The 25155-nt window shown below is 70.5% G+C and carries 23 protein-coding genes; 7 read left to right on the top strand and 16 right to left on the bottom strand.

Annotated features, from left to right (window positions below):
* Nucleotides 1-85: 85 nt before the first annotated feature.
* From HCJ93_RS03595 to HCJ93_RS03580, 4 genes are read left to right on the top strand one after another with little or no spacing between them, the layout of a single operon-like run.
* On the top strand, nt 86-880 hold the full coding sequence (locus tag HCJ93_RS03595) for an SCO2525 family SAM-dependent methyltransferase (RefSeq protein WP_167990991.1): 795 nt from the start codon (nt 86-88) through the stop codon (nt 878-880).
* A gap of 51 nt (nt 881-931) precedes the next feature.
* Nucleotides 932-1891 (top strand): SCO2522 family protein, encoded by a 960-nt coding sequence (locus HCJ93_RS03590; RefSeq protein WP_167990989.1) that lies wholly within the window; start codon nt 932-934, stop codon nt 1889-1891.
* 1 nt (nt 1892) lies between these two features.
* Entirely contained in the window at nt 1893-2894 is a 1002-nt protein-coding gene (locus HCJ93_RS03585; protein WP_240967423.1) for an SCO2521 family protein, read from the top strand.
* Nucleotides 2864-3712, top strand: a complete 849-nt coding sequence (locus tag HCJ93_RS03580; protein WP_167990987.1) for a phospholipase D-like domain-containing protein — start codon at nt 2864-2866, stop codon at nt 3710-3712. The genes HCJ93_RS03585 and HCJ93_RS03580 overlap by 31 nt, the downstream gene beginning before the upstream one ends.
* Before the next feature lie 64 nt (nt 3713-3776).
* Here the strand turns inward: HCJ93_RS03580 and nuoN are convergent, their stop codons facing one another.
* Genes nuoN through HCJ93_RS03510 form a run of 14 tightly spaced genes read right to left on the bottom strand, consistent with a single transcriptional unit; the run spans nt 3777 to nt 19877 of the window.
* Complete coding sequence (gene nuoN, locus HCJ93_RS03575; RefSeq protein ID WP_167990985.1) at nt 3777-5435, bottom strand: NADH-quinone oxidoreductase subunit NuoN; 1659 nt, start codon at nt 5433-5435, stop codon at nt 3777-3779.
* Nucleotides 5432-7003, bottom strand: coding sequence for an NADH-quinone oxidoreductase subunit M (locus HCJ93_RS03570; RefSeq protein ID WP_167990984.1), 1572 nt, complete (start codon nt 7001-7003; stop codon nt 5432-5434). The genes nuoN and HCJ93_RS03570 overlap by 4 nt, the downstream gene beginning before the upstream one ends.
* 5 nt (nt 7004-7008) lie before the next feature.
* Nucleotides 7009-8973, bottom strand: coding sequence for an NADH-quinone oxidoreductase subunit L (gene nuoL, locus HCJ93_RS03565; RefSeq protein ID WP_167990982.1), 1965 nt, complete (start codon nt 8971-8973; stop codon nt 7009-7011).
* Between the two features lie 11 nt (nt 8974-8984).
* On the bottom strand, nt 8985-9284 hold the full coding sequence (gene nuoK / locus HCJ93_RS03560) for an NADH-quinone oxidoreductase subunit NuoK (protein WP_167990980.1): 300 nt from the start codon (nt 9282-9284) through the stop codon (nt 8985-8987).
* On the bottom strand, nt 9281-10126 hold the full coding sequence (locus HCJ93_RS03555; RefSeq protein ID WP_167990978.1) for an NADH-quinone oxidoreductase subunit J: 846 nt from the start codon (nt 10124-10126) through the stop codon (nt 9281-9283). Before HCJ93_RS03555 ends, nuoK begins: the two co-directional genes overlap by 4 nt.
* Nucleotides 10123-10764 carry an NADH-quinone oxidoreductase subunit NuoI gene (gene nuoI / locus HCJ93_RS03550; protein ID WP_167990976.1) on the bottom strand — a complete coding sequence of 214 codons (642 nt, stop codon included), beginning with the start codon at nt 10762-10764 and terminating at the stop codon, nt 10123-10125. Before nuoI ends, HCJ93_RS03555 begins: the two co-directional genes overlap by 4 nt.
* A complete protein-coding gene (nuoH, locus tag HCJ93_RS03545; protein WP_167990975.1) occupies nt 10757-12163 on the bottom strand; it encodes an NADH-quinone oxidoreductase subunit NuoH in 1407 nt (468 codons plus the stop codon). Before nuoH ends, nuoI begins: the two co-directional genes overlap by 8 nt.
* On the bottom strand, nt 12160-14664 hold the full coding sequence (locus HCJ93_RS03540; protein ID WP_167990973.1) for an NADH-quinone oxidoreductase subunit G: 2505 nt from the start codon (nt 14662-14664) through the stop codon (nt 12160-12162). The genes nuoH and HCJ93_RS03540 overlap by 4 nt, the downstream gene beginning before the upstream one ends.
* A complete protein-coding gene (nuoF, locus tag HCJ93_RS03535) occupies nt 14661-16010 on the bottom strand; it encodes an NADH-quinone oxidoreductase subunit NuoF (RefSeq protein ID WP_167990971.1) in 1350 nt (449 codons plus the stop codon). The genes HCJ93_RS03540 and nuoF overlap by 4 nt, the downstream gene beginning before the upstream one ends.
* A complete protein-coding gene (gene nuoE, locus HCJ93_RS03530; protein WP_167990969.1) occupies nt 16010-16870 on the bottom strand; it encodes an NADH-quinone oxidoreductase subunit NuoE in 861 nt (286 codons plus the stop codon). The genes nuoF and nuoE overlap by 1 nt, the downstream gene beginning before the upstream one ends.
* Complete coding sequence (locus HCJ93_RS03525) at nt 16867-18207, bottom strand: NADH-quinone oxidoreductase subunit D (protein WP_167990968.1); 1341 nt, start codon at nt 18205-18207, stop codon at nt 16867-16869. The genes nuoE and HCJ93_RS03525 overlap by 4 nt, the downstream gene beginning before the upstream one ends.
* Nucleotides 18204-18953, bottom strand: coding sequence for an NADH-quinone oxidoreductase subunit C (locus tag HCJ93_RS03520; protein WP_167990966.1), 750 nt, complete (start codon nt 18951-18953; stop codon nt 18204-18206). The genes HCJ93_RS03525 and HCJ93_RS03520 overlap by 4 nt, the downstream gene beginning before the upstream one ends.
* The gene (locus HCJ93_RS03515; protein WP_167990964.1) at nt 18950-19504 is read right to left on the bottom strand and encodes a NuoB/complex I 20 kDa subunit family protein; all 555 of its coding nucleotides are present in this window, start codon (nt 19502-19504) and stop codon (nt 18950-18952) included. Before HCJ93_RS03515 ends, HCJ93_RS03520 begins: the two co-directional genes overlap by 4 nt.
* 13 nt (nt 19505-19517) lie before the next feature.
* Nucleotides 19518-19877 carry an NADH-quinone oxidoreductase subunit A gene (locus tag HCJ93_RS03510; protein WP_003992243.1) on the bottom strand — a complete coding sequence of 120 codons (360 nt, stop codon included), beginning with the start codon at nt 19875-19877 and terminating at the stop codon, nt 19518-19520.
* Between the two features lie 736 nt (nt 19878-20613).
* Between HCJ93_RS03510 and HCJ93_RS03505 the strand changes: the two genes are divergently transcribed.
* Complete coding sequence (locus HCJ93_RS03505) at nt 20614-21438, top strand: C40 family peptidase (RefSeq protein ID WP_167990962.1); 825 nt, start codon at nt 20614-20616, stop codon at nt 21436-21438.
* Between the two features lie 493 nt (nt 21439-21931).
* On the opposite strand, the gene HCJ93_RS03500 is transcribed toward HCJ93_RS03505, so the two are convergent.
* Nucleotides 21932-23266, bottom strand: a complete 1335-nt coding sequence (locus HCJ93_RS03500; RefSeq protein ID WP_167990961.1) for a geranylgeranyl reductase family protein — start codon at nt 23264-23266, stop codon at nt 21932-21934.
* A 47-nt stretch (nt 23267-23313) separates the two neighbouring features.
* On the opposite strand from HCJ93_RS03500, the gene HCJ93_RS03495 reads away from it, so the two are divergent.
* Both HCJ93_RS03495 and HCJ93_RS03490 read left to right on the top strand, forming a co-directional pair.
* Nucleotides 23314-23820, top strand: coding sequence for a GNAT family N-acetyltransferase (locus tag HCJ93_RS03495; protein WP_167990959.1), 507 nt, complete (start codon nt 23314-23316; stop codon nt 23818-23820).
* 146 nt (nt 23821-23966) lie between these two features.
* Entirely contained in the window at nt 23967-24317 is a 351-nt protein-coding gene (locus HCJ93_RS03490) for a PASTA domain-containing protein (protein ID WP_167990957.1), read from the top strand.
* Between the two features lie 63 nt (nt 24318-24380).
* Here the strand turns inward: HCJ93_RS03490 and HCJ93_RS03485 are convergent, their stop codons facing one another.
* Complete coding sequence (locus tag HCJ93_RS03485; protein WP_167990956.1) at nt 24381-25076, bottom strand: demethylmenaquinone methyltransferase; 696 nt, start codon at nt 25074-25076, stop codon at nt 24381-24383.
* Between the last annotated feature and the right edge of the window lie 79 nt (nt 25077-25155).

Below are 25155 nucleotides of genomic sequence, written 5' to 3'. Positions count from 1 at the left end.
CCATGCGCCCCCATGCGCCCCTGTGCTCCCGTCCCGGTGCGGCAGACCCCCGGACGGGGCGGCCACGGTCCCGTACGCTCGACGGATGGATGAGCGAAGGACGCACGACGCAGCGAAAGCACGTCCCGCCCGGCTCGTCGAGGCTCCCGCATGGGAGGCGTTCGATCCGGACGTCTATGTCAGCCTCAACTACAAGGTCCTCCACGCCGACGACGCGTCCATCCTGCGGGCGGGCAGCGCCCACTTCCGCCGGTGTCTCCAGCGGCGCGACGCGCCCCCGCCGGCACCGCTCTCCGGCATCGACGTGGGCAGCGGGGCGAACCTCTACCCGGCACTGATGCTCCTGCCCTGGTGCGACGAGATCACCCTGATCGACCGCGCCCGGGCCAATGTCGAATGGCTGCGCTCGCACATCCGGGACTACGACCAGAACTGGGACGCCTTCTGGGACGTCCTGTGCGAGGCCGGGCCCTACACCGAGATCCCCTGTCCGCGACGGCGGATGCGCGCCACCACCCGCGTCGAGCAGGGCGACGTCTTCCTGCTGCCCGGGCAGCACTGGGGCATCGGCACGATGTTCTTCACCGCCGAATCCATCACCGCCTCGCTCGATCTGTTCCGGGAGGCCGTGCGCTGCTTCATGCACAGCCTGATACCCGGCGCGCCCTTCGCCGCGGCGTTCATGGCGGAGCAGCGGGGCTACTACGTGGGAAGCCATTCCTACCCGCAGTGCCATGTCGACGAGGACACCGTGCGCGAGGGCTTTGCCGCGTACGCCGAAGAGGACCTGCACGTACGGCGGTTCCGCGACGGGCATGCGTTGCGGGACGGATACGCGGGAATGATCCTGGCCTGCGGGCGGCGCCGGGCGGGGCGGTAGGCCGCGCGGCCGGCCGGCGTTCCGGCCGGAAGAGACGCAGGGGGAGGGGATGTGACCGAGGCCGTGTTCCGTGAGTTCCCGGACCAGTCACGTACCCACTCGGTGCCGCTGTCCCATGTGTCCCTGGAGATGGGGCATCTGTACGCCGAGGACTTCGCGCACGAGGCGGCCCGGTTACGGGCGCACTTCGCAGAGGCCGGGCCCTGGGTGGACGCCGTCGCGGTCTCCGCCGCCCGCGCCACGGGCGGCAGACGCCCACGGGTGAGCACCTGTTTCCTCGTCGACGACTACTTCGCCCCCTTCTCCTCGCCCGCGGATGTCGTACCGGCGCTGATCGGCGAGGCCGAGCGGGCCGGCCTCCGCATCGACTACCTGGTGCGGGAGTCCGGGCTGGCCGAGGCGGACGGTTTTCCGCTGGCCCGGTCCGTGGCGGGGCGCCTGGTCGAGTCGCCACCGCCGGGCAGCAACGGCGTCCGTCCGGCTGCCGCGGAGACCGGCTGGCTCGCCAACGGCAGGCGCAGCCCCGCGAGCGGACCGCACGCGGACCCGTCCGCCCCGTCCGGCTGGCATCCGCCGCACGAGACCGCAGCCCGGCGCCATTCGGTGTTCCTGGACGCCGAGTTGTGGGACGGCCAGGGCGCCGGACGCACCTTCTCCTGCGCCTTTCTGGCCGCTGTGTGGCAACTGCTGCGCCTGGGCCTGCTGCGGCACCACGGCCTCCCGGTGCTGCGTCCGCACCCGTGGGACGGCTCGCTGCCCGGGACCTGGGAGGAGCTGCCCGTCGTGCTGCAGCTGAATCCGAAGGCCGCGCCTTTCGCCGCGTACCGCACCTGCTCGCTGCTGCCGTCCGGTTATCTGCCCGTGGAGCACGCGGTCCAGGTGATCCTCGAGCAGATCCAGGTGGATGCCGAGGCGCTGCACCAGGTGGCCGAGCGGTCTGCCGCCGAGGGGGTCCACCTGCCCGACTCGGTGGCGGAACGGGCCTCGTACATCTTCTATCCGGGGCCATGACATGGGGGTACCGGCGGAGGCGGCGGACATGGTGCTGCTCGGCGGCGAGGTGCGCACCCGGCTGCTGCCCACGGCCCGCCCGCTGCGCGCGGCGGAGACCGCACGGCTGCTGGAGCTGCGCCCGGACGAGCCGGTCCACGTCTCCGCGCGGCCCAACGCCCATGCCCTGTCGCCGCCCCGGCCGGTCGGCGTGGACTGTGCGCTGCCCACGCCCGACGGCACCAGGGTCCGTGCCGTCGGCACGGTGCTCTCCCAGGCTTCGGTCACCGGAGGGCGCGTCGTCCAGGCACACGCCCGCACCGGCGCGACGGCCGCCGGCCCGGACGGGCGGCGGCCCTGGGGGCACTACCTGACCCGGCCCGGCGTGGTCGAACCGCTGGGCAAACTGCCCGAAGGGGCGGTGGCCCGCGGGTTCCTCGCGGGTGGCGGTCCGGGCGAGCTGGATCTCGGGCTAATCGCGCAGCGCCTGCTCACCGAGGTGCTGCGGCATCCTCTGCCGGACCGGCAGGAGCCGCTGCCCACGCCGCGGACCCGGCTGCGCTGGGTGGCGCTGTGGGCCGCCGACGCGGAGGCCCCGCGGCTGGAGCGGTTCACCATCGAGGGTGATGAGCTGCGGACGGCCCGGCTGCGGCTGCCGTACGACGCTCCCCCCGATGCCGTGGCCGCGTTCTGCGCGGATCTCGCGCTGCACGACTGGCTGCTGACCACGCTGATCGCGGTGCTGGAGGAGCATCCTCCCGGGGACCCGCCCGAAGCCGGCTCGGGCCGCGTCCTGCGCTGGGTCGTCGACCAGTTGCTGCACCTGTGGATGCCGGGTGTCCGCCTGGACGAGCGGCTGGCCCCGCTCTGGCACGCCCTCGAGCGGACACCGGGGTTCACCCGTCAGTGGCAGGCGCTGGCACAGCACGTCAGGGACCGGACACCGCGTCCCGTGCGGTGCCGTTGGACGAACGAATCGGAAGCGGGGGAAGCATGCGGCCGACGCGCCGGATATCCGAAGTAGTCGTCAGAGTCGTCGTCACCGTGGTGCTCGGCGGCCTCACCTACCTGATCACCGAGATCGCCGACCAGCCGGAGATCTGGCAGATCACCATGTCTCTGTTCATCGGCGGGGCCTCCTTCGTCGTCCAGCAGCTGGCCGACTTCGAACGGCGTCTGGACCGCGGTCTGGTCGGCTTCAACGAGACCACCCGGCTGTTCTCCCGGCTGGACGTATCCCCGGTGGGTGCGGCGGAGGTGCGCCAGCTGGCGAACAGCGTCGCCGAACTGGACTCCGGCCGCCCGGACTTCGTCTACGGCTTCGTCCGCGCCGAGATCCGGCGCACCGCCGCCCTGGTGGAGGCGCTGCGCGGCAACCACGCCGACTACCGGGGAGAGGACCGCGACTGGCTGCTCAATCTGACCCGCTGCGCGAGCCGCTCCATCGACGCGGTGAGCACCTCCGTCGACCGGGGCTTCTGGGAGACGGATCTCGGCCGGCACTACGAGGCCGCCCAGGAGGAGGCCGTGGAGCGAGGCGTGCGGGTACGGCGTCTGATCATCCTCAACACCCCCGGTGACCTCGACGCCGAGATGACCGAGATGCTGGACCGGCAGAAGAGCCTGGGCATCGATGTGCGCACGCTGGTGCTGTCGACGCTGGAGGCCCGTGACCGGCGGGACGCGGTGAAGAACTTCGTCGTCTTCGACGAGGCCGTCAGCTATGAGATGACGACCGAGGACAACGATCCCTCCCGGATCTACGAGACGAGCCTCGTCTTCGGTGAACGGGTCGCACAGCGCACCGGGCGTTTCGAGGTCTGGTGGGCCAGGGGCCAGTGACGTGACCGGGGCCCGCCCTCCCCGAGGGAGGACGGGCCCCGGTACCGCTGGACCTGAACGTCGGTCAGCGCACGAACACTCCCGCGTCTCCGGCGAGGTCGAGGAAGTACTGGGGTGCCACGCCCAGGACCAGGGTGACGGCGACGCCGACCGCGATGGCGGTCATGGTCAGCGGGGAGGGGACCGCCACCGTCGGGCCCTCGGGCCTCGGTTCGCTGAAGAACATCAGGACGATCACGCGGATGTAGAAGAACGCCGCGATCGCCGAGGAGATCACACCGATCACGACGAGCGGAACCGCGCCGCCCTCGGCCGCCGCCTTGAACACCGCGAACTTTCCGGCGAAGCCGGAGGTCAGCGGAATACCGGCGAAGGCGAGCAGGAAGACGGCGAACACCGCCGCGGTGAGCGGGGAGCGGCGTCCGAGACCCGCCCAGCGGGAGAGGTGGGTCGCCTCGCCGCCCGCGTCGCGGACCAGGGTGACCACCGCGAAGGCGCCGACGGTCACGAAGGAGTAGGCGGCCAGGTAGAAGAGGACCGAGGAGATGCCCTCCGGGTTGGCGGCGATCACACCGGCGAGGATGAAGCCGGCGTGGGCGATCGAGGAGTAGGCCAGCAGGCGCTTGATGTCGGTCTGGGTGATGGCGACGATCGCACCGGCGAGCATGGTGACGATCGCCACCGCCCACATCACCGGCCGCCAGTCCCAGCGCAGGCCCGGCAGGACCACGTAGAGGACCCGCAGCAGCGCGCCGAACGCCGCGACCTTGGTGGCCGCCGCCATGAAGCCGGTCACCGGTGTCGGGGCGCCCTGGTAGACGTCCGGGGTCCACATGTGGAACGGGACGGCGCCGACCTTGAACAGCAGGCCCATCACCAGCAGCGCGGCGCCGACCAGCAGCAGCGCGTCGTTGCCCATGGTGCCGGCGAGCGCCGGGGTGACGTCCTGCACGGTGCCGTCGACGACCTGCGCGATCGTGGCGTACGACATGGAGCCCGCGTAGCCGTAGAGCAGGGCGATGCCGAACAGGGTGAAGGCGGAGGCGAAGGCGCCGAGCAGGAAGTACTTCACGGCCGCTTCCTGCGACATCAGCCGCTTGCGGCGGGCCAGGGCGCACAGCAGGTACAGCGGCAGGGAGAAGACCTCGAGGGCCACGAACAGCGTCAGCAGGTCGTTGGCCGCCGGGAAGACCAGCATGCCGGCGACCGCGAACATCAGCAGCGGGAACACCTCGGTGGTGGTGAACCCGGCCTTGACGGCCCGCTTCTCGGCGTCGCTGCCCGGCACGGCCCCGGCCTGGGCGGCGAAGGAGTCGACCCGGTTGCCGTGGGCCATCGGGTCGAGCCGCCGCTCGGCGAAGGTGAACAGGGCGACCAGGGCGGTCAGCAGGATCGTGCCCTGCAGGAACAGGGCCGGTCCGTCGACGGCGAGGGCGCCCATCGCGGCGATGCCCGCCTTGGTCGTGGCGTATCCGTCGGCCGCGAGCGCCACCACCGCGGCGAACGCGGCGGCCAGCGACACGGTGGCGACGAACATCTGGGCGTAGTAACGGGACTTGCGGGGGACGGCCGCCTCGATCAGCACCCCGATGACCGCCGCGCCGACGACGATCAGGGTGGGCGCGAGCTGCCCGTACTCGATCTTCGGTGCGTCGATCTTCGAGATCGGATCGGCCGCGGTGGCCGCCGTTGTCCACAGGCTGTGGACGGCTGTTGCGCTCACTTGGCCGCCTCCACCTCGGGCTGGGGGTCCTTGCGTTCGACGTCGGACATGGTCTGCTTCACCGCCGGGTTCACGATGTCCGTGACGGGCTTCGGGTAGACGCCCAGGAAGATCAGCAGCACCACCAGCGGTGCCACCACCGCGATCTCCCGCACCCTGAGGTCGGGCATCTTCGCGACCTCGGGCCTGACCGGGCCGGTCATCGTCCGCTGGTAGAGGACGAGGGTGTACAGCGCGGCGAGGACGATGCCGAAGGTGGCGATGATGCCGATCACCGGGTACCGCGTGAAGGTGCCGACCAGGACCAGGAACTCACTGACGAACGGGGCGAGCCCCGGCAGGGACAGCGTGGCCAGGCCACCGATCAGGAAGGTGCCGGCGAGCACCGGGGCGACCTTCTGCACCCCGCCGTAGTCGGCGATGAGCCGCGAGCCGCGCCGGGAGATCAGGAAGCCGGCGATCAGCATGAGCACGGCCGTGGAGATGCCGTGGTTGACCATGTACAGCGTCGCCCCGGACTGGCCCTGACTGGTCATCGCGAAGATGCCCATGATGATGAAGCCGAAGTGCGAGATCGACGCGTACGCGATCAGCCGCTTGATGTCGCGCTGGCCGACGGCGAGCAGCGCGCCGTAGATGATGCTGACCAGCGCCAGCACCAGGATCACCGGCGTCGCCCACTTGCTGGCCTCCGGGAAGAGCTGGAGGCAGAAGCGGAGCATCGCGAAGGTGCCCACCTTGTCGACGACCGCCGTGATGAGCACGGCCACCGGGGCGGTGGACTCCTGCATGGCGTTGGGCAGCCAGGTGTGCAGCGGCCACAGCGGCGCCTTCACCGCGAAGGCGAAGAAGAAGCCCAGGAACAGCCAGCGTTCGGTGCTGGTGGCCATGGTCAGCTCACCGCTCGCCCGGGCCTCGGCGATCTCGGTGAGGGAGAAGTTCCCCGCGACCACGTACAGGCCGATCACCGCGGCCAGCATGATCAGACCGCCGGCCAGGTTGTAGAGGAGGAACTTCACCGCGGCGTAGGAGCGCTGGGTGGCCGCCTTCTCCTCGCCGTGCTCGTGGGCCCGGTCCCCGAAGCCGCCGATGAGGAAGTACATCGGGATCAGCATGGCTTCGAAGAAGATGTAGAAGAGGAAGACGTCGGTGGCCTCGAAGGAGAGGATCACCATCGCCTCGACGGCCAGGATCAGCGCGAAGAAGCCCTGGGTGGGCCGCCAGCGCCTGCTGCCGGTCTCCAGCGGGTCGGCGTCGTGCCAGCCCGCCAGGACGATGAACGGGATCAGCAGCGCGGTCAGCGCGATCAGCGCCACCGCGATGCCGTCCACGCCCAGTTCGTAGCGGACGCCGAAGTCGGCGATCCAGGAGTGGGACTCGGTGAGCTGGTAGCGCGCGCCGCCCGGGTCGAACCGCACCGCGACGACGATCGCGAGCACCAGGGTGGCGAGCGAGAAGAGCAGCGCGAGCCATTTGGCGGCGGTGCGCCGAGCGGCCGGCACGGCGGCCGTGGCGATCGCCCCGACGGCCGGGAGCGCCGCTGTCGCTGTCAGCAGAGGAAAGGACATCGGTATCAGACCGCCCTCATCAGCAGGGTCGCGGCGACCAGGACCGCCGCGCCGCCGAACATGGAGACCGCGTAGGACCGCGCGAAGCCGTTCTGCAGCCTGCGCATCCGCCCGGACAGGCCGCCCATCGCGGCCGCCGTGCCGTTGACGACGCCGTCGACCAGGGTGTGGTCGACGTAGACCAGGGAGCGGGTGAGGTGTTCGCCGCCCCGCACCAGAACCACGTGGTTGAAGTCGTCCTGGAGGAGGTCGCGGCGGGCGGCCCGGGTGAGCAGCGAGCCGCGCGGGGCGACGGCCGGGACCGGGCGGCGCCCGTACTGACCCCAGGCGATGGCCACGCCGAGGACCATGACGGCGACCGTGGAGAGCGTCACCGTCAGGGCGCTGACCGGCGGGTGGCCGTGCTCGAACCCGGTGACGGGCTCCAGCCAGTTGACGAAGCGGTCGCCGATGCTGAAGAACGCGCCGCCGAACACCGAGCCGACCGCCAGCACGATCATCGGGACCGTCATCACGCCGGGCGACTCGTGCGGGTGCGGCGGCTCGTACGTGCCGCCGGTCTGCGCGGCGGGCTCCACGTCGGGCGAGGCCGGCGACGGCGTGGGGGCGTTGCGCCAGCGCTCCTCGCCGAAGAACGTCATCAGCATCACGCGCGTCATGTAGTACGCGGTGATGGCCGCGCCGAGCAGGGCGCAGGCGCCGAGGATCCAGCCCTCGGTGCCGCCCTTGGCGAACGCCGACTCGATGATCTTGTCCTTGGAGAAGAAGCCGGACAGGCCCGGGAAGCCGATGATCGCCAGGTAGCCGAGGCCGAAGGTGATGAAGGTGACCGGCATGTACGTGCGCAGTCCGCCGTAGCGGCGCATGTCGACCTCGTCGTTCATCCCGTGCATCACGGAACCGGCGCCGAGGAAGAGTCCGGCCTTGAAGAAGCCGTGTGTCACCAGGTGCATGATGGCGAAGGCGTAGCCGATGGGGCCGAGGCCCGCGGCGAGCACCATGTAGCCGATCTGCGACATGGTGGATCCGGCGAGCGCCTTCTTGATGTCGTCCTTGGCGCAACCGACGATCGCACCGAAGAGCAGCGTGACCGCGCCGACGATGGTGACGACGAGCTGGGCGTCCGGCGCGCCGTCGAAGACGGCGCCGGAGCGGACGATCAGGTAGACGCCCGCGGTCACCATGGTCGCGGCGTGGATCAGGGCCGAGACCGGGGTCGGGCCCTCCATCGCGTCGCCGAGCCAGGACTGCAGCGGCACCTGGGCGGACTTGCCGCAGGCGGCGAGCAGCAGCATCAGCGCGATCGCGGTGAGCTTGTCCTCACCGGCGGCCGCGGCGAGGCCCTCCTCCCCGTGGCCGCCGAGCACCGGCCCGAAGGCGAAGGTGCCGAACCACAGGAACATCAGCATGATCGCGATGGACAGGCCCATGTCGCCGACCCGGTTGACCAGGAAGGCCTTCTTCGCGGCCGTGGCGGCGCTGGGCTTGTGCTGCCAGAAGCCGATCAGCAGGTAGGAGGCGAGACCGACGCCCTCCCAGCCGACGTACAGCAGCAGGTAGTTGTCGGCGAGGACGAGCAGCAGCATCGCCGCGAGGAACAGGTTGAGGTAGCCGAAGAAGCGGCGGCGCCGCTCGTCGTGCTCCATGTACCCGACGGAGTACAGGTGGATCAGCGAGCCGACGCCGGTGATCAGCAGGACGAACGTCATCGACAACTGGTCGAGCTGGAAGGCGACGTCGGCCTGGAATCCCTCCACCGGGATCCAGCTGAACAGGTGCTGGGTGAGGGTGCGTTCCTCGGCGCCCCTGCCCAGCATGTCGGTGAACAGCACGATGCCGAGGGCGAAGGAGACCGCCGCGAGCAGTGTGCCGATCCAGTGGCCGACGGCGTCCAGCCGGCGTCCGCCGCACAGCAGGACCGCCGCTCCGAGCAGAGGCGCCGCCACCAGCAGCGCAATCAGATTCTCCACGTTTCAGCCCCTTACAGCTTCATCAGGCTGGCGTCGTCGACCGAGGCCGAGTGGCGGGCACGGAACAGGGACACGATGATCGCCAGCCCGACCACGACCTCCGCGGCGGCGACGACCATCGTGAAGAAGGCGATGATCTGGCCGTCGAGGTTGCCGTGCATCCGAGAGAAGGCGACGAACGCGAGGTTGCAGGCGTTGAGCATCAGCTCGATGCACATGAACACCACGATCGAGTTGCGCCTGATCAGCACGCCGGTGGCGCCGATGGTGAACAGCAGGGCGGCGAGATAGAGGTAGTTGACCGGGTTCACTTGGACGCCTCCTCGGACCGCTTGAACGCCTTCAGCGGCTCGATGGCCGTGCGCTCCAGGCGCTCCTCGGCGCGCTGCTCCAGCGCCCGCAGGTCGTTGAGCGCCTCCTGCGACACGTCACGGATCTGGCCGCGCTCGCGGAGCGTCTTGCTGACGGTGAGATCGGACGGGGTGCCGTCGGGCAGCAGGCCCGCGATGTCCACCGCGTTGTGCCGCGCGTACACGCCGGGCGCGGGCAGCGGCGGGATGTAGGTGCCCTCGCGGATCCGCTTCTGGGCCAGTTCGCGCTGGGTCCTGGCACGCTCGGTGCGCTCCCGGTGGGTGAGCACCATGGCGCCGACGGTGGCCGTGATCAGCAGCGCGCCGGTGATCTCGAAGGCGAAGACGTACTTGGTGAACAGCAGGCTCGCGATGCCCTCGACATTGCCGCCGGCGTTCGCCCGGCCGATGCCGTTGAACTCCGTCAGGGCGGCGTTGCCGATGCCGGCCATCAGCAGGATGCCGAAGCCGAGCCCGCACAGCAGGGCCAGCCAGCGCTGGCCCTTGATGGTCTCCTTCAGGGAGTCCGCCGCGGTGACACCGACCAGCATCACCACGAACAGGAACAGCATCATGATCGCGCCGGTGTAGACGACGATCTGCACGACGCCGAGGAAGTAGGCACCGTTGGCGAGGTAGAACACCGCCAGGACGATCATGGTGCCGGCCAGGCAGAGCGCGCTGTGCACGGCCCGCTTCATGAAGACGGTGCTCAGGGCTCCGATCACCGCGACGGTGCCGAGGATCCAGAACTGGACGGCCTCTCCGGTGGACGTGGTGTACGCGGCGAGCTGCTCGGTCATCGCCCGACCACCTTCTCGGACGCCGGCTCGGTCGGGCCGAAGGTGGAGTCGGCCTCCTGCACGACCTCGCCCTTGGAACGGGCGACCTGGCGCTCGGTGCCGGGGGCGGCCTCGGTCACCAGGCCCTTGTAGTAGTCCTGTTCGTCGGTGCCCGGGTACATGGCGTGCGGCGGCTCGACCATGCCCTCCTCCAGACCGGCGAGCAGCTGCTCCTTGGTGTAGATGAGGTCGGCCCGGCTGGAGTCGGCCAGCTCGAACTCGTTGGTCATGGTCAGCGCCCGGGTCGGGCACGCCTCGATGCACAGCCCGCACAGGATGCAGCGGGCGTAGTTGATCTGGTAGACGCGGCCGTACCGCTCGCCGGGCGAGTAGCGCTCCTCGTCGGTGTTGTCCGCGCCCTCGACGTAGATCGCGTCGGCGGGGCAGGCCCAGGCGCACAGCTCGCAGCCGACGCACTTCTCCAGGCCGTCCGGATGGCGGTTGAGCTGGTGCCGTCCGTGGAAGCGGGGAGCGGTGACTTTCTGCTGCTCCGGGTACTGCTCGGTGAGCCGCTTCTTGAACATGGCCTTGAAGGTCACGCCGAAGCCGGCCACCGGATTCAGGAAACCGGGCTTGGTCTCCTTGGGCTCCTCAGCCATCGGACGCCTCCTTTCCATCCGTAGATCCGCCCAGAGGTCCGTCACGTCCGTCACTCTGAGTATCGGGCCCACCACTGACAATCAGCTCCCGCTCCCGGCGCGGGCGGCGCCGGGGCACCGGCGGCAACTCCTGTCCGGGCAGCGGCGGTACCGGGAACCCGCCGGCCATCGGGTCGAACTCGGCCGGGGCCTCGGCGGGCGGCGCCTGCCTGGCCTTCCTCGCGCGGAAGATGTCGGCGACGAAGGAGAGCAGCAGCAGGGCGAGCACGGCGGCGCCGATGTAGAGGGCGATGTCGGCGAAGTCGTAGTTCTCGTTCCGCAGGGCCCGCACGGTGGCGACGAGCATCAACCACACCAACGAGACCGGGATGAGGACCTTCCAGCCGAGCTTCATCAGCTGGTCGTAGCGGACCCGCGGGAGCGTGCCGCGCAGCCAGACGAAGAAGAACAGCAGCAGCTGCAGCTTCAGCACGAACCACAGCATCGGCCACCAGCCGTGGTTGGCGCCCTCCCAGAAGGTGCTGACCGGCCAGGGAGCCCGCCAGCCGCCCAGGAAGAGCGTGACGGCCACGGCCGAGACGGTCACCATGTTCACGTACTCGGCGAGCATGAACATCGCGAACTTGATCGACGAGTACTCGGTGTTGAAGCCGCCCACCAGGTCGCCCTCGGACTCGGGCATGTCGAAGGGTGCGCGGTTGGTCTCACCGACCATGGTGACGACGTAGATGATGAAGGAGACCGGCAGCAGCACCACGAACCAGCGGTCGGTCTGCTGCTCGACGATCGCCGAGGTCGACATCGACCCCGAGTAGAGGAAGACCGAGGCGAACGCGGCGCCCATGGCGATCTCGTAGGAGATCATCTGCGCGCAGGAGCGCAGTCCGCCCAGCAGCGGGTAGGTGGAGCCGGAGCTCCAGCCGGCCAGCACGATGCCGTAGATGCCGACCGAGGCGACCGCGAGGATGTACAGCATCGCGATCGGCAGGTCGGTCAGCTGCATCGTGGTGCGGTGGCCGAAGATCGAGATCTCGTTGCCGGCCGGGCCGAACGGGATGACCGCGAACGCCATGAAGGCGGGGATGGCGGCGACGATCGGCGCGAGGACGTAGACCGCCTTGTCCGCGCGCTTGACGACGACGTCCTCCTTGAGCATCAGCTTCACGCCGTCGGCGAGCGACTGGAGCAGGCCCCAGGGGCCGTGCCGGTTGGGTCCGATGCGCAGCTGCATCCAGGCGACGACCTTGCGCTCCATCACGATGGAGATCAGCACGGTCACCATCAGGAAGGCGAAGCAGAAGACCGCCTTGAGAGCGATGAGCCACCACGGGTCGCGGCCGAACATCGACAGGTCCTCGGCTGCGACGTACGGGCTGACGGCGGCGACGTGCGCGCTCATGCCTCCACCTCCTCGGTGGCCTCACCGGCGGGCGTCGCCGGACCGATGCGGACGAGGGAGCCGGGGCGTGCCCCGGTGTCGGAGGCGACACCGCCGCCGGCGGAGTTCAGCGGGAGCCACACCACGCGGTCGGGCATCTCGGTGACGGCGAGCGGCAGGTGCACGGTGCCGGCGGTGCCGGTCACCGCCAGCAGGTCGCCGTCCTTGACACCGACCTCGGCGGCCGTGGCGGCCGACAGCCGGGCGGGCGCGGCGTGCCGGGTGCCGGCCAGCGCCTCGTCCCCCTGCTGCAGCACGCCCTGGTCGAGCAGCATCCGGTGCCCGGCGAGCACCGCCTCCCCGGCGGCGGGCCGGGGCAGCGCGCCCGCGGTCTCCAGCGGTTCGGTGGCGCGGGGGCCGTCCCAGGCGCCGAGCCGGGTCAGCTCGGCGCGGATGGTGCGCAGGTCGGGCAGGCCCAGGTGGACGTCCATGGCGTCGGCCAGCATCTGCAGCACGCGGGCGTCGGTGGGCTGGAGCCTGCGGGTCATGTGGTCGGGCTTGAGCGCCGCCTCGAACGGCCGGGCGCGGCCCTCCCAGTTGAGGAAGGTGCCGGCCTTCTCGGCGACGGCCGCGACCGGCAGGACCACGTCGGCCAGCTCGGTGACCTCGCTGGGCCGCAGCTCCAGGGAGACCACGAACCCGGCCTCGGCGAGCGCGGCCCTGGCGCGGGCCGGGTCGGGCAGGTCGGCCACCTCGACACCGGCGACCAGCAGCGCCTGCAGCTCGCCGTTGACCGCGGCCTCCACGATCTGGCCGGTGTCCCGGCCGTAGCGCTGGGGCAGTTCGGCGACGCCCCAGATCGCGGCGACCTCCTCGCGGGCCCGCGGGTCGGTCGCGGGACGGCCGCCGGGCAGCAGCGACGGCAGCGCGCCCGCCTCGATGGCGCCCCGCTCGCCCGCCCGGCGCGGGATCCACACCAGCTGCGCGCCGGTGGCGGTGGCGAACCGCGCGGCCGCGGTCAGGCCGCCGGCCACGCCGGCGAGGCGTTCGCCGACGACGACCACCGCGCCCTCGGCGCGCAGCGCCTCGGCGGCCGCGGCCCCGTCGCCCTCCAGGCCGACCCCGGCGGCGAGCGCGTCCAGCCACTCGGTCTCGGTGCCGGGCGCGGCCGGGAGCAGGGTGCCGCCCGCCTTGGTCAGTCCGGGGGTGGCGTGGGTGGCCAGGGCGAAGGTGCGCTGGCCGCGCTTGCGCCAGGCCTTGCGCAGCCGCAGGAAGACGCCGGGCGCCTCCTCCTCGGACTCGAACCCGACGAGCAGCACCGCGGGCGCCTTCTCCAGGGCGGTGTAGGTGACGCCGGTGCCGTCCAGGTCGCGTCCGCGGCCTGCGACGCGCGCGGCGAGGAAGTCGGACTCCTCGCTGCTGTGGACGCGGGCCCGGAAGTCGATGTCGTTGGTGCCGAGCGCCACCCGGGCGAACTTGCTGTAGGCGTAGGCGTCCTCGACGGTGAGCCGGCCGCCGGTGAGCACGCCGGTGCGGCCCCGGGAGGCCAGCAGCCCCTGGGCGGCGATCTGCAGGGCCTCCGGCCAGGAGGCGGGCTGCAGCTCGCCCTCCGCGTTGCGCACCAGCGGGGTGTCGAGCCGGTCCCGCAGCTGCGCGTAGCGGAACGCGAAGCGGCCCTTGTCGCAGATCCACTCCTCGTTGACCTCGGGGTCCTCGGCCGCCAGGCGCCGCATGACCTTGCCGCGCCGGTGGTCGGTGCGCATCGCGCAGCCGCCGGCGCAGTGCTCGCACACGGACGGCGAGGAGACCAGGTCGAAGGGGCGGGAGCGGAACCGGTAGGCGGCCGAGGTGAGCGCGCCGACCGGGCAGATCTGGATGGTGTTGCCGGAGAAGTACGACTCGAACGGGTCGCCCTCGCCGATGCCGACCTGCTGGAGCGCGCCCCGCTCGATCAGCTCGATCATCGGGTCGCCCGCGACCTGGTTGGAGAAGCGGGTGCAGCGGGCGCACAGCACGCACCGCTCGCGGTCCAGCAGCACCTGGGTGGAGATCGCCACCGGCTTCTCGTAGGTGCGCTTCTTGCCCTCGAAGCGGGACTCGGCGTTGCCGTGCGACATCGCCTGGTTCTGCAGCGGGCACTCGCCGCCCTTGTCGCAGACGGGGCAGTCCAGCGGGTGGTTGATGAGCAGCAGCTCCATCACACCCTTCTGCGCCTTCTCCGCGACCGGCGAGGTCAGATGGGTCTTGACGACCATCCCGTCGGTGCAGGTGATGGTGCAGGAGGCCATCGGCTTGCGCTGGCCCTCGACCTCGACGATGCACTGGCGGCAGGCACCGGCCGGGTCGAGCAGCGGGTGGTCGCAGAAGCGGGGGATCTCGATGCCGAGCTGTTCGGCGGCACGGATGACCAGGGTGCCCTTGGGCACGCTGATCTCGATGCCGTCGATGGTCAGGGTCACGAGGTCCTCGGGCGGCAGGGCCGCCTCGCCTCCTCCGGAGGGAGCGCTCGTGGTCACAGTCATGCGTTCACCTCCGTACGGTGGTCGGCCCAGGCCGTGGACCTGGCCGGGTCGAAGGGGCAGCCGCGGCCCGTGATGTGCTGCTCGTACTCCTCGCGGAAGTACTTCAGCGAGGAGAAGATCGGCGAGGCGGCGCCGTCGCCGAGGGCGCAGAAGGACTTGCCGTTGATGTTGTCGGCGATGTCGTTGAGCTTGTCGAGGTCGGACATCTTGCCCTTGCCTGCCTCGATGTCGCGCATCAGCTGGACCAGCCAGTACGTGCCCTCGCGGCAGGGAGTGCACTTGCCGCAGGACTCGTGAGCGTAGAACTCGGTCCAGCGGGTGACGGCGCGGACCACGCAGGTGGTCTCGTCGAAGCACTGCAGGGCCTTGGTGCCGAGCATGGAGCCCGCGGCGCCGACCCCTTCGTAGTCGAGGGGGACGTCGAGGTGCTCGTCGGTGAGCAGCGGCGTGGAGGAGCCGCCCGGGGTCCAGAACTTCAGCCGGTGCCCGGGCCGCATGCCGCCGCTCATCTGGAGCAGCTGGCGCAGGGTGATGCCGAGCGGGGCCTCGTACTGGCCGGGGTTGGCCACGTGGCCAGAGAGCGAGTACAGCGTGAAGCCGGGGGACTTCTCGCTGCCCATCGACCGGAACCACTCCTTGCCCCGGTTCAGGATGGCGGGAACCGAGGCGATGGACTCGACGTTGTTCACCACAGTGGGGCAGGCGTAGAGGCCGGCCACGGCCGGGAAGGGGGGACGCAGCCTGGGCTGCCCGCGGCGGCCCTCCAGCGAGTCCAGCAGGGCGGTCTCCTCACCGCAGATGTACGCGCCGGCGCCCGCGTGCACGGTGAGTTCGAGGTCGAGTCCGCTGCCGAGGATGTTCTTGCCGAGGTAGCCCGCCTCGTAGGCCTCGCGCACCGCGGCGTGCAGCCGCCGCAGCACGGGGACGACCTCGCCGCGCAGGTAGATGAAGGCGTGGGAGGACCTGATGGCGTAGCAGGCGATGACGATGCCCTCGATCAGGCTGTGCGGGTTGGCGAAGAGCAGCGGGATGTCCTTGCAGGTCCCGGGCTCGGACTCGTCGGCGTTGACCACGAGGTAGTGCGGCTTGCCGTCGCCCTGCGGGATGAACTGCCACTTCATCCCGGTGGGGAAGCCGGCGCCTCCTCGGCCGCGCAGTCCGGAGTCCTTGACGTAGGCGATGACGTCGTCCGGGGACATGGCCAGCGCCTTGCGGAGCCCCTCGTAGCCCTCGTGCCGCCGGTAGACGTCCAGCGTCCAGGACCTGTCCTCGTCCCAGAAGGCCGACAGCACGGGTGCGAGCAGCTTCTCCGGGCTGGTGTCCTGCAGTTCGGGTGCCAAGGTCATCACTCCCCCTCCTCGGCGGCGGGCCCGGCCGGGTGGTCCGGGTCGGAGGCCGACGTCTGCTGCGGCGCGTCGTGCGAGCTGAGGTGCTCGGTGGGCGACGGCTCGTGCGGCGGCGCGTCCTCGGGGGCCGCGCCGCGCGGGTGCACCACGCGCGCGGGGGCGGCCTCGCCCTTGGCCAGCTTCAGTCCGACCAGGGAGGCGGGGCCGGCGCTGCCGGAGGCCTCGACGGCTCCCTCCCGCTCGTCGGGGAAGCCGGCCAGGATGCGCGCGGTCTGCTTGAAGGTGCACAGCGGGGCGCCGCGGGTGGGCGAGACCGGGCGGCCGGCGCGCAGGTCGTCCACGAGGCGCTTGGCGCTCTCGGGGGTCTGGTTGTCGAAGAACTCCCAGTTGACCATCACCACCGGCGCGTAGTCGCAGGCGGCGTTGCACTCGATGTGCTCGAGGGTGACCTTGCCGTCCTCGGTGGTCTCGCCGTTGCCGACCCCGAGGTGCTCCTGCAGCTCCTCGAAGATCGCGTCGCCGCCCATGACGGCGCACAGCGTGTTGGTGCACACCCCGACCTGGTAGTCGCCGCTCGGCTTGCGCCGGTACATGGTGTAGAAGGTGGCGACGGCGGTGACCTCGGCCGAGGTGAGGCCGAGCATGTCCGCGCAGAACTGGATGCCGGTGCGCGTGACATGGCCCTCCTCCGACTGCACCAGGTGCAGCAGCGGCAGGAGGGCGGACCGGGAGCCCGGGTAGCGGGAGATGATCTCGCGCGCGTCGGCCTCCAGCCGGGCCCGGACGTCGTCCGGGTAGGGGGGTGCGGGCAGTTCGGGCATGCCCAGGCTGACGCCCCGCTCGGAAGAAGAGGTGGTCACCGGTCGACGCCTCCCATCACGGGGTCGATGGACGCGACGGCGACGATGACGTCGGCGACCTGGCCGCCCTCGCACATCGCCGCCATGGTCTGCAGGTTGGTGAAGGACGGGTCACGGAAGTGGACCCGGTAGGGGCGGGTGCCGCCGTCGGAGACGACGTGCACGCCGAGTTCGCCCTTGGGCGACTCGACCGCCGCGTAGGCCTGTCCCGGCGGGACCCGGAAGCCCTCCGTGACCAGCTTGAAGTGGTGGATCAGGGCCTCCATGGAGGTGCCCATGATCTTCTTGATGTGGTCCAGGGAGTTGCCCAGTCCGTCCGGGCCCAGGGCGAGCTGGGCGGGCCAGGCGATCTTCTTGTCGGCGACCATGACCGGTCCGGGCTCCAGCCGGTCCAGGCACTGCTCGATGATCCGCAGCGACTGGCGCATCTCCTCGAGCCGGATCAGGAAGCGGCCGTAGGCGTCGCAGGTGTCGGCGGTCGGGATGTCGAACTCGTAGTTCTCGTAGCCGCAGTAGGGCTGCGCCTTGCGCAGGTCGTGCGGCAGGCCGGTGGAGCGCAGGATCGGGCCGGTGGCGCCGAGGGCCATGCAGCCCGCCAGGTCCAGGTAGCCGATGTCCTGCAGGCGGGCCTTGAAGATGGGGTTCCCGGTGGCGAGCTTGTCGTACTCCGGGAGGTTCTTCTTCATCTTCTTCACGAACTCGCGGATCTGGTCCACCGCGCCGGGCGGCAGGTCCTGGGCGAGTCCGCCGGGGCGGATGTAGGCGTGGTTCATCCGCAGGCCGGTGATCAGCTCGTAGATGTCGAGGATGAGTTCACGATCACGGAAGCCGTAGATCATGATCGTGGTGGCGCCGAGCTCCATGCCGCCGGTGGCGATGGCCACCAGGTGCGAGGAGAGGCGGTTGAGCTCCATCAGCAGGACCCGGATGACCGAGGCGCGCTCGGGCACCTGGTCCTCGATGCCGAGCAGCTTCTCGACCGCGAGGCAGTACGCCGTCTCGTTGAAGAACGGCGTCAGGTAGTCCATGCGCGTCACGAACGTGGTGCCCTGGGTCCACGTCCGGTACTCGAGGTTCTTCTCGATGCCGGTGTGCAGATAGCCGATGCCGCAGCGGGCCTCGGTGACCGTCTCGCCGTCGATCTCCAGGATCAGGCGGAGCACCCCGTGGGTGGAGGGGTGCTGCGGGCCCATGTTGACGACGATGCGCTCGTCGTCGGTGCGGGCCGCGGCCTGGACGACCTCGTCCCAGTCGCCGCCGGTGACGGTGTAGACGGTGCCTTCCGTGGTCTCGCGCGCCGAAGCGGCGGACGCGGCGGATGTGTTCGACGTGCTCACGAGTACGACCTCCGCTGGTCCGGAGCCGGGATCTGGGCGCCCTTGTACTCGACGGGGATGCCGCCGAGGGGGTAGTCCTTGCGCTGCGGAAAGCCCTGCCAGTCGTCCGGCATCATGATCCGCGTCAGGGCCGGGTGACCGTCGAAGACGATGCCGAAGAAGTCGTACGTCTCGCGCTCGTGCCAGTCGTTCGTCGGATAGACGGAGACCAGCGACGGGATGTGCGGGTCGCTGTCGGGGCAGCTGACCTCCAGGCGGATCACCCGGTTGTGGGTGATCGAGCGCAGGTGGTAGACGGCGTGCAGCTCGCGGCCCTTGTCACCGGGGTAGTGCACGCCGCTCACGCCGGTGCACAGCTCGAAGCGGAGCGCCGGGTCGTCGCGCAGGGTGCGGGCGACGCGGACCAGGTGCTCACGCTCGATGTGGAAGGTGATCTCGCCGCGGTCGACGACCGTCTTCTCGATGGCGTTCTCCGGGAGCAGCCCCTGCTCCTCGAGCGCGCCCTCGAGTTCGTCGGCCACCTCGTCGAACCATCCGCCGTAGGGGCGGTTCGCCGGTCCCGGGAGCCGGACCGAGCGGACCAGGCCGCCGTAACCGGAGGTGTCGCCGCCGTTGTTGGCGCCGAACATCCCGCGCTGGACGCGGATCTCCTCGCCGCCCTCGCCGCGCTGGCCGGGCAGGTTCTCGGCGGAGAGTTCCTTCTCGGGGTTCACCCCGTTCGCATCCCTGGGTGCGTCGTCGCTCATCGCAGCAGCCCCTTCATCTCGATCGTGGGCAGGGCCTTGAGCGCCGCCTCCTCCGCCTCACGGGCCGCTTCCTCCGCGTTGACGCCGAGCTTGGAGGTGCGGATCTTCTCGTGGAGCTTGAGGATGGCGTCCATCAGCATCTCCGGCCGGGGCGGGCAGCCGGGCAGATAGATGTCGACGGGGACGATGTGGTCGACGCCCTGGACGATCGCGTAGTTGTTGAACATGCCGCCCGAGGAGGCGCAGACCCCCATGGAGATCACCCACTTGGGGTTCGGCATCTGGTCGTAGACCTGCCGCAGCACCGGCGCCATCTTCTGGCTCACCCGGCCGGCGACGATCATCAGGTCCGCCTGGCGCGGCGACCCGCGGAACACCTCCATGCCGAAGCGCGCCAGGTCGTAGCGGCCGGCGCCGGTGGTCATCATCTCGATGGCACAGCAGGCGAGTCCGAACGTGGCGGGGAAGACGGACGACTTGCGCACCCACCCCGCGGCCTGCTCGACGGTGCTCAGCAGGAAGCCGCTCGGCAGCTTTTCTTCGAGTCCCATGACTTGTGGCCCCTCAGTCCCATTCCAGGCCGCCGCGCCGCCATACGTACGCGTACGCGACGAAGACGGTGAGCACGAAGAGCAGCATCTCCACGAGCCCGAAAATCCCCAGGGCGTCGAAGGTGACGGCCCAGGGGTAGAGGAAGACGATCTCGATGTCGAAGACGATGAAGAGCATCGCCGTCAGGTAGTACTTGATGGGGAAGCGCCCGCCGCCGGCCGGCGTGGGGGTCGGCTCGATGCCGCACTCGTAGGCCTCGAGCTTGGCGCGGTTGTACCGCTTGGGCCCGATCAGCGTGGCCATGACCACGGAGAAGATCGCAAAGCCTGCCCCGAGGGCTCCCAGTACGAGGATGGGCGCATACGCGTTCACCGCTCCTCGCTCCTCTCAGTCGGCACTGACTGCTGGCGGTTGTGCAGCGGGGCCCGACCGCCTCACCAGTCCCACGAACCACGCCCGCCCCGGCGAAGATCGAGAACATGTGAAGCAGGTCACAAGCCCAACCGCTCCGCATCTTATGCCCGTGGGTCTGTGATCTGCGACACGGGGTATTGCACAAGCTTTGTGATCTTCACCACCTGACGAACGATCATGAAGTCGGATGAGCGGTGATCTTCGCACTCGAAGCGGCCGGGCGATCACCAGCGGTGACATTTTGGCTCGTCAGCGCAGGCCAGAGGGTGCGTCTCAATATCAAGAGGGTTCCCTTGCATGCAAATTGGAGTTGGACTCGATCTCTTGATAGAGGCGGCGTTCACACATGAGAGGGCATTCACGTCGCGGTGTGGACGTGTGCACGCGTTCACGAAGTCGCGGCGTCGAGATCCGGCCGTGACCGCGTCGTGATCCCGACGGCGCGACGCACGCACCCGGTTCATCGTTCCGTGACCTCTGCCACATTCATGAGAGCCGGATGAGAACCGGGCTTGGCCAACCAATCGCTCCGGTGGTAAGCGCGGTGCAATTCGGGCGTATTGATCAAAGACCGTGATCACAGCCCCGAAGCCGGGCGTCCGCAATGTCCGTTACGACGTCAATAGGCGGTCGCGGGACCGCTGTTTGAAGGTCACTTTGAACAACTGTGGCGCAGACCACGTTTCTTGAAGATATGAAGGAGCCCCTGGTACCGGTTGTTCCCATGTCCCACACCGCTCACATACGCAGCCACCGGAAGCCCCGCCGCACCGCGACCTCCACGATCGCGATGCGGGCCGGAGTTGCCGGTGGCGTCCTCAGCACCCTGGCAGTCGCCGGTGCGTCCAGCTCGGCCAACGCCGCCGAGCCCGTGACGCAGACCGTCGAACTGCCCACCCTGACGGCCGACCTGGCCGCTCAGGTCGCCCAGTCCGCCGAGGTCACCCAGCAGGCCGCCGCGGACTACCAGCTGAAGGCCGAGCGTGACGCGGCCGCCGCCAAGGCCGCCAAGGAGGCCAAGGCGGACCTCGCCGAGGCCAAGAAGAAGGCCGAGGCCCGGAAGAAGGCGGCGGAGGAGGCCCGCAAGGCCGCCGCCGAGCGCGCGGCGCGCAACGCCGAGCGCCCGTCCCTCCAGAGCACCACGACCGCCTCCGCGCCGGCCAGCGGCAGCGTCGCGACGGTCATCTCCTTCCTCAAGGCCCAGGTGGGCGACGCCTACGTCATGGGCGCCACCGGCCCCAACGCCTGGGACTGCTCCAGCCTGGTGCAGGCCGCCTTCCGTCAGGTCGGCATCGACCTGCCGCGCGTCTCCCAGGACCAGTCGACCGTGGGCACCGACATCCCGCTGTCCCAGATCCAGGTCGGGGACATCCTCTACTGGGGCGCCAAGGGTTCCGCGTACCACACGGGCGTCTACATCGGGAACGGCCAGTACCTGGACGCCGCGAACCCCTCCAAGGGCGTCGTCATCCAGGACCTCTCCGGCTACCCGGCCACGGGTGCCGTGCGCGTGCTCTGACCCGGACTTGCTGAAGCCGGGCACGTGCCGGGCGTTCTCCGCCAGGGCGCTCCGAAACAGCGCTTCGCGCTCATAACGGACTGAAGGGTCGTCACCGCTCGGGGGTGACGACCCTCGTCGTCGTCGCGGCGGGCACGACCAGCAGTCAAGATCGCCGGATTGTCCGAATCATTCCCCGTCACGGGCGGCTTGACGCTCCCCCACGCCCACCCGCACCCCGCGTCCGCCCCCGCAGCGGCCCTCACGGCGCCCCGGAGGCGGCGGACGGCCCCGAGGTCCGGTCGCGGAACTCCGGCCGCGCACAGGCGCGCTCAGGCCGTCCCGCCGAGCCCGCACCCGTGACCCGGTTCGCACGGTTGAGTCCTTTTCGGGCCGCCGCACCCCGCGTGCGCCACGTGCGCCCGCTGGATGCTTCTGCGGCGGTCTGCCCGAACGCGGAAGGCGGCCGAGGGCCCGTTCCCGGGACCCTCGGCCGCCCACGGGCCGGGGATGTTCAGGCCTTCGGGGCCACCTTGCTCAGGCCGTTGATGATGCGGTCCATCGCGTCGCCGCCCGTCGGGTCGGTGAGGTTGGCGAGGAGCTTGAGGGTGAACCTCATCAGCATCGGGTGGGTCAGGCCGCGCTGGGCGGCGATCTGCATGATCTTCGGGTTGCCGATGAGCTTCACGAAGGCGCGGCCCAGCGTGTAGTAGCCGCCGTAGGTGTCCTTCAGGATGCGCGGGTAGCGCCGGAGGGCGATCTCCCGCTGGGCCGGGGTGGCCCGCGCCTGCGCCTGGACGATGACGTCGGCGGCGATCTGCCCGGACTCCATGGCGTAGGCGATGCCCTCGCCGTTGAAGGGGTTGACCAGGCCGCCCGCGTCGCCGACGAGCAGCAGACCGCGCGTGTAGTGCGGCTGGCGGTTGAAGGCCATGGGGAGGGCGGCGCCGCGGATCGGGCCGGTCATGTTCTCCGGGGTGTAGCCCCAGTCCTCCGGCATCGAGGCGCACCAGGCCTTGAGCACCTCGCGCCAGTCGAGCTCCTTGAACGCCTCGGAGGTGTTCAGGACGCCCAGGCCCACGTTGGAGGTGCCGTCGCCCATGCCGAAGATCCAGCCGTAGCCGGGCAGCAGCCGGTCCTGGGGGCCGCGCCGGTCCCAGAGTTCCAGCCAGGACTCCAGGTAGTCGTCGTCGTGGCGGGGCGAGGTGAAGTACGTGCGCACCGCGACGCCCATCGGGCGGTCCTCGCGGCGGTGCAGGCCCATCGCCAGGGACAGCCGGGTGGAGTTGCCGTCGGCGGCCACCACCAGCGGGGCGTGGAAGGTGACCTCCCGCTTGTCCTCGCCCAGCTTGGCCCTGACGCCGGTGATGCGGCCGGTCCGGTCGTCGATGACCGGGGCGCTCACATTGCAGCGCTCGTACAGCCGGGCGCCCGCCTTCTGCGCCTGCCGGGCCAGCTGCTCGTCGAAGTCGTCGCGCTTGCGGACCAGACCGTAGTCGGGGAAGGAGGCGAGATCCGGCCAGTCCAGCTGGAGGCGGACCCCGCCGCCGATGATGCGCAGGCCCTTGTTGCGCAGCCAGCCGGCCTCCTCGGAGATGTCGATGCCCATCGCCACGAGCTGCTTCACCGCGCGCGGGGTCAGACCGTCGCCGCAGACCTTCTCCCGCGGGAACTCGGTCTTCTCCAGCAGCAGCACGTCGAGTCCGGCCCGGGCCAGGTGGTAGGCGGTGGTGGAGCCGGCTGGCCCCGCGCCCACGACGATCACGTCGGCGGTGTTGTCGGAGAGGGGCTCGGTCACGGCGGGATCTCCCCAAGGTTCGAAATCTGCGTGCCGACCGGCACTGGACATGGGCAGTCTATGCAGCACAATCGATCACCGGCTGAAGGGCTGTCCACGTGAACCGAGCTCTCCCCGCCGTAACGCTGCGCGTCCCCACCGACGAGGACGCTCATCTCTGGCACCGTCTCTTCGACGACCCGGAGGTCATGGAGTTCTTCGGCGGCACGTCCGCCGGACTGTCGGTCTACGAGGAGCTCACCGCCCGCCAGCGGCGGCACGACGCCGAACTCGGCTTCTGTCTGTGGTCCGTGCTCGACTCCTCCGGCCGCGTCCTCGGCTTCACCGGCGCCCAGCCCTGGCCGCAGGACTGGGGGCCCGTCGGCGAGACAGAGATCGGCTGGCGGCTCGGCCGCGAGCACTGGGGCAGGGGCTATGTGACGGCGGCGGCGCAGCAGACGCTGGAGCGGGTGCGGGCGGCGGGTGTGCGGAGCGTGGTGGCGATGGTCGACGCCCGCAACTCCCGCTCCGCGGCCGTCGCACAGCGGCTGGGGATGCGTCTGGCCGAGACGTTCACCACTCCGGTCCGCAAGGCGGAGGCCCACTGCTACCGGCTGGACCTCTGAGCGTTCCCTCCGCTTCCCCCGCTTTCCTTCTCCCGCTTCTCCCGCTTCCCCCGCCCTCACTCCGGGTGACGGGATGTCACGGACTGCCACACGATGCTTCCTGCCGGGGTGCGGGCGGGTCTACCCTGCCCGTACCGCAGGGGGTGATGTCCGTGCGCCTGCCACCCAGAGGATTCCGGACGCCGGAGGTGCGGGTACCGCGCCTGGTCGGCCTGATGGCCGTGGACGCGCGGGAGTCGGCCCGGGCGCGCGGGCTGTCCCTCACCTCGCCGGACCGGCCGGATCTCCGGCTCGCCGTCGTGGACCACGTCGTACGCCAGTACCCGGAGCCCGGTGCCGAGGTGCCGCGGGATTCGCTGGTCTACGTGTGGTTCGACCTCGGGGAGGGCGGGGGCGGGGTGCGCGAGCCGCGCGGGCCGCTGCCGCCGCCCGGCGGGCTCACGCGGGAACTGTCCGAGCCGCACGCCCCTGGTACGGCCCTGCTCGCCTGCCCGTGAGGCGGGTCGTCTCCGCAGGCCCGCGGCGCGGGAGAGCCGACCGCACACTCGCCGCCCCGCGGCTCAGCCCTCCTTGAAGCCCCGGTGCAGGGCGACCACGCCCCCGGTGAGATTGCGCCAGGCCACCCGCGACCAGCCCGCGCCCCTGAGCCGCTCGGCCAGCGCCGGCTGGTCCGGCCAGGCACGGATGGACTCGGCGAGGTAGACGTACGCGTCCGGGCTGGACGACACCGCGCGGGCCACCGCGGGCAGCGCCCGCATCAGGTACTCGGTGTAGACGGTGCGGAACGGCGCCCAGACGGGCTGCGAGAACTCGCAGATCACGATGCGCCCGCCGGGCCGGGTCACCCGGTGCATCTCGCGCAGCGCGGCGTCGGAGTCCTGCACGTTGCGCAGCCCGAAGGAGATGGTGACGGCGTCGAACACGTCGTCCCGGAACGGCAGCCGCGTCGCGTCACCGGCGGTGTACGGCAGCCAGGAGTGCTGCCGCTTGCCGACGCAGAGCATGCCGAGGGAGAAGTCGCACGGCACCACGTAGGCGCCGGTGCGGGCGAAGGGCAGCGACGAGGTGCCGGTGCCGGCCGCCAGGTCCAGGATCTTCTGCGCGGGGCGCGCGTCGACCGCCTTCGCGACCTCCTTGCGCCATCTGCGGTCCTGGCCCAGGGACAGCACGTCATTGGTCAGGTCGTACCGTTCCGCCACGTCGTCGAACATCGAGGCGACTTCGTGCGGCTGCTTGTCCAGGGATGCGCGGGTCACGGGCTCATTCTTGCAGCCCGCCCGCCACCCCGTCCGGCCGGGCAGCGCTCCGGATCGCATGAAGTGCAACCCTGAATGC

This window comes from Streptomyces composti (assembly GCF_012034205.1).
Taxonomy (GTDB): Bacteria; Actinomycetota; Actinomycetes; order Streptomycetales; family Streptomycetaceae; genus Streptomyces; species Streptomyces composti.
Note: the sequence above shows the minus strand (reverse complement) of the source record. Positions and strands in the feature narration are given on the sequence as shown.

Excerpts from the sequence above, each read along its gene's own strand:
- HCJ93_RS03595 (WP_167990991.1), top strand. The coding sequence starts at position 86 with ATGGATGAGCGAAGGACGCACGACGCAGCGAAAGCACGTCCCGCCCGG.
- HCJ93_RS03585 (WP_240967423.1), top strand. The coding sequence starts at position 1,893 with ATGGGGGTACCGGCGGAGGCGGCGGACATGGTGCTGCTCGGCGGCGAG.
- HCJ93_RS03580 (WP_167990987.1), top strand. The coding sequence starts at position 2,864 with ATGCGGCCGACGCGCCGGATATCCGAAGTAGTCGTCAGAGTCGTCGTC.
- HCJ93_RS03570 (WP_167990984.1), bottom strand. The coding sequence starts at position 7,003 with ATGTCCTTTCCTCTGCTGACAGCGACAGCGGCGCTCCCGGCCGTCGGG.
- HCJ93_RS03555 (WP_167990978.1), bottom strand. The coding sequence starts at position 10,126 with ATGACCGAGCAGCTCGCCGCGTACACCACGTCCACCGGAGAGGCCGTC.
- nuoI (WP_167990976.1), bottom strand. The coding sequence starts at position 10,764 with ATGGCTGAGGAGCCCAAGGAGACCAAGCCCGGTTTCCTGAATCCGGTG.
- nuoH (WP_167990975.1), bottom strand. The coding sequence starts at position 12,163 with ATGAGCGCGCACGTCGCCGCCGTCAGCCCGTACGTCGCAGCCGAGGAC.
- HCJ93_RS03540 (WP_167990973.1), bottom strand. The coding sequence starts at position 14,664 with ATGACTGTGACCACGAGCGCTCCCTCCGGAGGAGGCGAGGCGGCCCTG.
- nuoF (WP_167990971.1), bottom strand. The coding sequence starts at position 16,010 with ATGACCTTGGCACCCGAACTGCAGGACACCAGCCCGGAGAAGCTGCTC.
- HCJ93_RS03520 (WP_167990966.1), bottom strand. The coding sequence starts at position 18,953 with ATGAGCGACGACGCACCCAGGGATGCGAACGGGGTGAACCCCGAGAAG.
- HCJ93_RS03515 (WP_167990964.1), bottom strand. The coding sequence starts at position 19,504 with ATGGGACTCGAAGAAAAGCTGCCGAGCGGCTTCCTGCTGAGCACCGTC.
- HCJ93_RS03505 (WP_167990962.1), top strand. The coding sequence starts at position 20,614 with ATGAAGGAGCCCCTGGTACCGGTTGTTCCCATGTCCCACACCGCTCAC.
- HCJ93_RS03500 (WP_167990961.1), bottom strand. The coding sequence starts at position 23,266 with ATGTCCAGTGCCGGTCGGCACGCAGATTTCGAACCTTGGGGAGATCCC.
- HCJ93_RS03490 (WP_167990957.1), top strand. The coding sequence starts at position 23,967 with ATGTCCGTGCGCCTGCCACCCAGAGGATTCCGGACGCCGGAGGTGCGG.